This is a genomic window from Staphylococcus croceilyticus (genome assembly GCF_002902575.1).
In the GTDB taxonomy this organism is placed as follows: Bacteria; Bacillota; Bacilli; order Staphylococcales; family Staphylococcaceae; genus Staphylococcus; species Staphylococcus croceilyticus.
In genome coordinates this window covers 1-3,663 of the sequence record NZ_PPRD01000081.1, presented here as the reverse complement: position 1 = coordinate 3,663, position 3,663 = coordinate 1, and the positions used below count along the sequence as shown (strand labels likewise).

The 3,663-nt window shown below is 37.1% G+C and carries 1 protein-coding gene; it reads left to right on the top strand.

What is annotated here, in order from left to right; genetic code table 11:
• Positions 1 to 82: 82 nt before the first annotated feature.
• Positions 83 to 3,663: lectin-like domain-containing protein (locus CD128_RS09500; protein ID WP_231917295.1), on the top strand; the 3,581-nt coding region annotated here is incomplete at its 3' end.

The following is a 3,663-nucleotide window of genomic DNA, read 5'->3' as shown; positions in this document are numbered from 1 at the left end:
ATATAATAATGAAAATTATATCAAATAGTAGAAAATTAATTGGGATTTAATTAAGTAATAAATATTTGGAGATGAGATTATTATGTCTAAAAGAGAAAAAGACTTTAAACGATCCTTTGGTGAAGAAAAAGCTAGAGTTAAGCTTTATAAATCAGGAAAACATTGGGTCAAAGCAGGTATTAAAGAATTCCAACTTTTAAAAATGATCGGGTTACCATTTTTAAATAAAGAAGTAGACAATAAAATTGATAACGAAACTACAAAATCTAAAGATTTCAAAAAACAAGCAATGAGAACAACAGGACTAGTAGGTGGCGCATTCACCTTTGCTATGCTTAATGACCACCATGCTTTTGCAGCATCAGAAACTCCAATGACATCAGAAATTTCGTCAAATAGTGCAACTGTAGCCAATCAAAACTCGACAGCAATTTCAAAATCGACAACCAACTCTTCTTCAAATATGACAAGTTCCTCACAAGAACATAGCCAAAATAGTACGTCTTCAACAGAAAGTGAGAATCAATCATCAAAAGATACTACTAATGAAGAAAGTCAGGTTAAAACTGATTCAACGACAAATTCAACAGAAACAAGCGCTAATTCTACTAGTGCTAAAGAAACTTCTACTTCGGAACATAAAGATAGTATGAGCCATACTTCAATTTCTGAAAGTGACTCATCAACAAGTGAATCTCACCAAAATTCTAATAGTGATAAAACAAGTTCATCTAATGAGAACGGAAAATCAAATACTGAGAGCACTTCAGAAAGTAATAAAGAGAAGACGTCTGAGAGCCAAGACAAACAAACAGAAAGTGAAAAATCAACATCAAGTTCAGAACATAAAAACTCTCAATCAACTAAAGATTCTGAAAGTAAAAACAATAACAAGACATCAAGCTCTTCAGAAAATGGAGAAGCTAAAAAAACAAATACATCTGAAGTAGCTAATAGTACCCAAAAAGACAAATCATCAAATACTCATGGAACATCAGAACACAAATCAACGGAAACATCTGAATCTGATGAGAAGAATAATTCATTAACGTCAACTTCTGAAAAGAAAAGTGAATTAACAAGTTCTACAAGCACAAATAAATCTGAGAAAGTTGATGACAAAGATTCATTAACAACTAAATCTACAAGTACAGCTGAAAGCCAAGCAAATAGAGACATAGGTTCTAATTTATTAGTAAGTGATTCTACAAGCACGTCGACAAGTTTAACGCCGAAGAAGCTAAGAACTTTCAGTAGATTAGCCTTAGCTACCAACAACACAAGTGCGACTGTAGCAGAAGTAACAAATAATGACATTGTCTCAATCAACAAAGATAACTTTACTGATCATTTTAATGTCAAAGACTCTGCTACTTATGATCCTAAAACAGGAATAGTAACTTTAACTCCTGATGAGTTTAATAAAAAAGGTTCAATTACTTTAAACACTAAAATTAATTCAAATAAAAGTTTTCATTTTACAGGAAAAGTTAATCTAGGTAATCGCTATGAAGGATATTCACCAGATAAATCAGACGGTGGGGACGGTATAGGTTTTGCTTTTTCACCGGGTAAAATTGATGATACTGGTAAAGAAGGTGCGGCACTAGGGATAGGTGGTTTGAAAAATGCATTCGGCTTTAAACTTGATACATTCCACAATACTTCAACTCCTAAAGCTGGTTCTCAAGCTGGAGCAGATCCAAGTAATGTAGCCGGTGGAGGCGCATTTGGCGCATTTGTTAGTACTAACAGTTCAGGGTATGCTACTACTGAATCTCCAGGTGCTGCCAAATTAAATGTACCACCAGATAATACTCTTAAAGACTTTAAAATTGACTATAATGGCGATACAAAAGACATGACAGTTACGTATGCTGGTCAACAATTTACTCGTAATTTAACAGATTGGTTGAATAGAAATCGTAATATTAGTAACTATGCTCTTTCTATTACAGCTTCAACGGGAGGAGCTAGAAATCTTCAACAAATTCAATTCGGAACATTTACATATACTCAAACTGCTTCAACTCAAGTGAGATATGTTGATGTGAATACCGGTAAAGATATTATTCCACCGAAGACTTATGCAGGAGATGTAGATGAAACAGTTATTTTAGACCCTCAAATAAATACGCTAAAAGACAAAGGTTTTAAATACAAGGATGTCGATAGTTCAAACGCACCGAACTATGCTAATAATCAAGTTAAACTAACTAATTCAGGTCAATCAGTAATTTATTATTACGAGGACACCCAAGCTCCTACTATTAATATGACTGATCAAAGTAATGAAGTTTTCTCACCTATTACACCAGTAACTGTAAATACTTCAGATAATAGCGGAACAACACCGACTGTTAAGATGGATGGCCTACCAGATGGCTTATCGTATGATTCATCTAAAAATGTAGTAACAGGTACACCACAAAAAATCGGTGATTATAATGTAACGATTACTGCCACGGATGGTAGTAACCATACAACGACTAAAAATATTAAATGGTCAATCACTCGAAACTCAGCTAGTGACTCTACTTCAACATCAACAAGTAATAGTCTTTCAACAAGCACTGTAAAATCAATAAGCGAAGCAAATAGCCAAAGTGCGTCAACAAGCAAAGCAGCAAGCGAGAGCGCATCAACAAGTAAAGTAGCAAGCGAGAGCGCGTCAACAAGCAAAGCAACAAGCGAGAGCGCATCAACAAGTAAAGCAGCAAGCGAGAGTGAGTCAACAAGTAAAGCGACAAGTGAGAGTGGTTCAGAGTCAGTAAGTATAAGCGACTCAGAAAGCACATCAGGATCAGAAAGTGAGAGTCTTTCAGACTCGGCAAGCGCGAGTACGTCAGACAGTGAGTCAACATCAACAAGCGAAAGTGATTCAGATTCAGCAAGTGCAAGCACGTCAGATAGTGAGTCAGCATCAATGAGCGAAAGTGACTCAGACTCAGCAAGCGCAAGTACGTCAGACAGTGATTCAGCATCAACAAGCGAAAGTGATTCAGATTCAGCAAGTGCAAGCACATCAGACAGTGATTCAGCATCAACAAGTGAAAGTGACTCAGACTCAGCAAGCGCAAGTACGTCAGACAGTGATTCAGCATCAACAAGTGAAAGTGACTCAGACTCAGCAAGCACATCAGACAGTGAGTCAGTATCAACAAGTGAGAGTGATTCAGAATCAGTAAGTACAAGCGCCTCAGAAAGCACATCAAGTTCAGAAAGTGAGAGTCTTTCAGACTCAGCAAGTGCAAGCACATCAGATAGTGATTCAGCATCAACAAGCGAAAGTGATTCAGATTCAGCAAGTGCAAGCACATCAGATAGTGAGTCAGCATCAATGAGCGAAAGTGACTCAGACTCAGCAAGCGCAAGCACATCAGACAGTGATTCAACATCAACAAGTGAAAGTGATTCCGATTCAGCAAGTGCAAGCACATCAGATAGTGAGTCAGCATCAACGAGTGAAAGTGACTCAGACTCAGCAAGTGCAAGCACATCAGACAGTGAATCAACATCAACGAGTGAAAGTGACTCAGACTCAGCAAGCACAAGCACATCAGACAGTGAGTCAGTATCAACAAGTGAGAGTGATTCAGAATCAGTAAGTACAAGCACATCAGACAGTGAATCAACATCAACAAGTGAGAGTGATTCAGAATC